At 74.9% G+C, this 3217-nt stretch carries 2 protein-coding genes; one reads left to right on the top strand and one right to left on the bottom strand.

What is annotated here, in order from left to right; all coding sequences use genetic code 11:
- The first annotated feature begins 618 nt into the window (after positions 1-618).
- Complete coding sequence (locus ACFWUQ_RS31345) at positions 619-1959, top strand: transcriptional regulator (RefSeq protein WP_384544795.1); 1341 nt, start codon at positions 619-621, stop codon at positions 1957-1959.
- A gap of 122 nt (positions 1960-2081) precedes the next feature.
- Here ACFWUQ_RS31345 and ACFWUQ_RS31340 read toward each other — a convergent pair whose 3' ends face one another.
- The gene (locus ACFWUQ_RS31340) at positions 2082-2984 is read right to left on the bottom strand and encodes a 3-hydroxybutyryl-CoA dehydrogenase (RefSeq protein WP_384544793.1); all 903 of its coding nucleotides are present in this window, start codon (positions 2982-2984) and stop codon (positions 2082-2084) included.
- Positions 2985-3217 lie beyond the last annotated feature (233 nt).

Below are 3217 nucleotides of genomic sequence, written 5' to 3'. Positions count from 1 at the left end.
CGCGGAGACCACGGCCGCGCGCGCCGCGGGGGTGGCCCTCGCGGGCGAGCGCACCGGGGCGTTACTCCGGGCCGCGTGACGCCGGGGCGCAGGCCTGGGTGTGGGGCGGGCCCGCGGTACCGGGGCCCGCCCCTCACCCGTTCGAGTGGGGGTCACGCCCGCGCGGCTGGGTGGCGGGCGTTCCCACCGCACCGCTCCGGCACACCAGCGGCGGCTCGCCGACGGCGCCGCCCCGCTGGTGCTCCGCGACGGCCGCGCCCGAAAGGGGCCGGCCCGGCGGGGCCGAACCGCGCGCCGGGTCCGGTGGATGAGCCCGGCGCGCGCTCGGCCGGTTCCGCCGGGCCGGCGACCAACCGGGCGCCGGCGGAACCGGAACACGCCGCCCGCCTGCCATGGAGTGTCGGGCAGACAGCAGAACGGGCGGCGCGGTGACGGGTCGTCGCACTGTACGAGGGGGGAGCCGACGACCCGGGCTGCCTCTTGGCGAGGCGCTTCAGTGAACCGCGCCGCGGACCCCCTGCGGCAGGGTGCGCGTCGCATTTATGCGCGTACCCGGTTCACACCCCGTGTGAAGCGCGCACCCACTAGCCTGGGACCGACGAGCCCCGGGAGCGGCCCATGCAGCCCAATGTCCTGCTCGACGCCCTCCTCGACGAGGCGGGCATGTCCCACGCCGGACTCGCCGCCCACGTGAACCAGGCGGGCCGGACCCGCGGACTCGCCCTGCGCTACGAACACACCGCCGTCACCCGGTGGTTGAAGGGCCAGCGGCCCCGGGGCCAGGTCCCCGACCTGATCTGCGAGGTGCTCGGCAGCCGACTGCGGCGGCCCGTCGGCCTGGACGACATCGGGCTCGGCCTGCCGGACCGGCCCGCCTCCGCGCCCGCCGCCGGGCTCAGCGGGTTCGTGGACCGGGCCGCCGCCCTGTGGCGGTCCGACGAGCGGGCGCGGCCCCAACTGCTGAGCGTGGAGGCGGTGACGGGGACGCCCGCCGTCATACCGGTCTGGGAGTGGGAGAACCCGCCCGAGGACGCCGATGTCTCCCGCGAGGGCCCGCACCGGATCGGGCCCGAGCACATCGAGGTCCTGCGGGCCGCGCGCGCCCACTACGAGCTCATGTACCGCCGGGCCGGGGGAGTGGCGACCAGGGCCCGGATCGTGCGCTTCCTCGGGAGCGAGACGGCGCCCATGCTGCGCGGCAGTTATCCCGACGCCCTCGGCCGCCAGTTGCACCGGGCCACCGGGTCCCTGGTCGCGGTGGCGGGCATCTGCGCGTACGACTCGGACGCCCACGGGCTCGCGCAGCGCTACTTCCACCAGGCCCTGCGGCTGGCCAAGGCGAGCGGCGACCGGGGCCTCGGGGCGTACGTGATCGCCCTGATCGTCAACCAGTCCCTCCACCTGAGGGAGTACCGCCAGGCCGTGGCCTTCGCCGAGGCCGCGCTGCGCGCCGCCGGCCGGCACACCACACCGGCGCTCACCGCCGACCTGTACGCCATGCAGGCCAAGGCCTACGCGCAACTCGGCGACACGGCGGCCGCGTTGGCCTGCATCCGCAGTGCCGAGGCGGCCGCCGAGCGGATCCGGCCGGGCAGTGAACCGGACGAGACCGGCTACGTGCAGCCCGGGCTCGTCAACGTCCAGGTCGCCGAGGCGCTGCTCAGCCTGGGAGACCTCGGCGCCGCGCGGGTCCAGGCGGCCGCCGCGGTCGGCACCCCCGCGCACGACCGGGGCCGGGTGCACCGGCTGGCGATGCTCTGCGAGGTCCAGCTGCGGCAGGGGGAGGCGGACCGGGCCGTGGCGGCGGCGGCCGAGATGGCCGAGCGGGCCAGGGGAATGGAGTCCCTGCGCCTGCGCGACCGGTTGCGGGGGGTCCGGGAGCAGCTCCTGACCAGCGGTTGCTCGGGGGCGCGGGAGACGGCCCTGCTCATCGACGGGGCCCTGCGCGTTCCCCTCTGACGGCACGTGGCCGTGCCGGGGAGGTCCCGGCCGCCACCACGGCGGCCGGGCTGCTCCTGCTGCACCGTCTCCGGCCGGGCCGGGCCGTCTCCGGCTTGGGCGCGGCGCCCGGACCCGGGGTGTCAGCCGTACGGGTAGAAGCCCGCGCCCGTCTTGCGGCCGAGGCGGCCCGCGTCGACCATCCGCTGGAGCAGCGGGGGAGCGGCGTACAGCGGCTCCTTGAACTCGGCGTACATGGAGTCGGCGACCGAGGCGACCGTGTCCAGGCCGATCAGGTCCGCCAGCTTCAGCGGGCCCATCGGGTGGGCGCAGCCCAGCTCCATGCCGTTGTCGATGTCCTCGCGGCTGGCGATGCCCGACTCGAACATCCGGATCGCGGACAGCAGGTACGGGATGAGGAGCGCGTTGACCACGAAGCCCGACCGGTCCTGGGCGCGGATCGCGTGCTTGCCCAGCACGTCCCGCACCAGGGCCTCGGCGCGCTTGACCGTCTCGTCACTCGTGGTCAGCGCCGGGATCAGCTCGACGAGCTGCTGCACCGGGGCCGGGTTGAAGAAGTGGATGCCGATGACCTGGTCGGGCCGCGAGGTCGCGACGGCCAGCTTGACCAGCGGGATCGAGGAGGTGTTGGAGGCCAGGATCGCGTCCGGCCGGGTGATCACCTGGTCGAGGACCTGGAAGATCTCCGTCTTGACCTGCTCGTTCTCGACGACGGCCTCGATGACGAGATCGCGGTCGGCGAACTCGCCGAGGTCGGTGGTGAAGGTGAGGCGGGCCAGGGTGGCGTCCCGCTCCTCCTCGCTGATCTTGCCGCGTTCGGCGGCCTTCGTCAGGGAGTTGTGCAGCCGGGTGCGGCCGATTTCGAGCGCCTCGCCGGTGGTCTCGGCGACCTTCACCTCAAGACCGCTGCGGGCGCACACCTCAGCGATGCCCGCGCCCATCTGGCCGCAGCCCACTACGCCGACCCGTGCGATGTCGGTCGGGAGGGTAGAGAGGTCCGTCACATCGTGCCTTTCGCTGCTCATCCATCGCGGGTCCCCCGTGCTTGGCAGTGGTAACTGCGTTCCGGCGCCCGCCACGCCCCCCGACGTTACCCCCGACCTTGCCCCGCGTGGCGGGCCGGGGCGGGCATGCTGGGCGCACGCAGAGTGGTGTCACGCTGAGGAACGGAGTGGTCACATGGGGTTCATCGGGCGCAGGCGCCTGCTGGCCGGCGCCGCCGGGGTGCTGGCGGCGGCCGCGGCGGGCGGGTCTGCCC

The organism is Streptomyces sp. NPDC058662, from assembly GCF_042716255.1.
In the GTDB taxonomy this organism is placed as follows: domain Bacteria; phylum Actinomycetota; class Actinomycetes; order Streptomycetales; family Streptomycetaceae; genus Streptomyces.
Note: the sequence above shows the minus strand (reverse complement) of the source record. Positions and strands in the feature narration are given on the sequence as shown.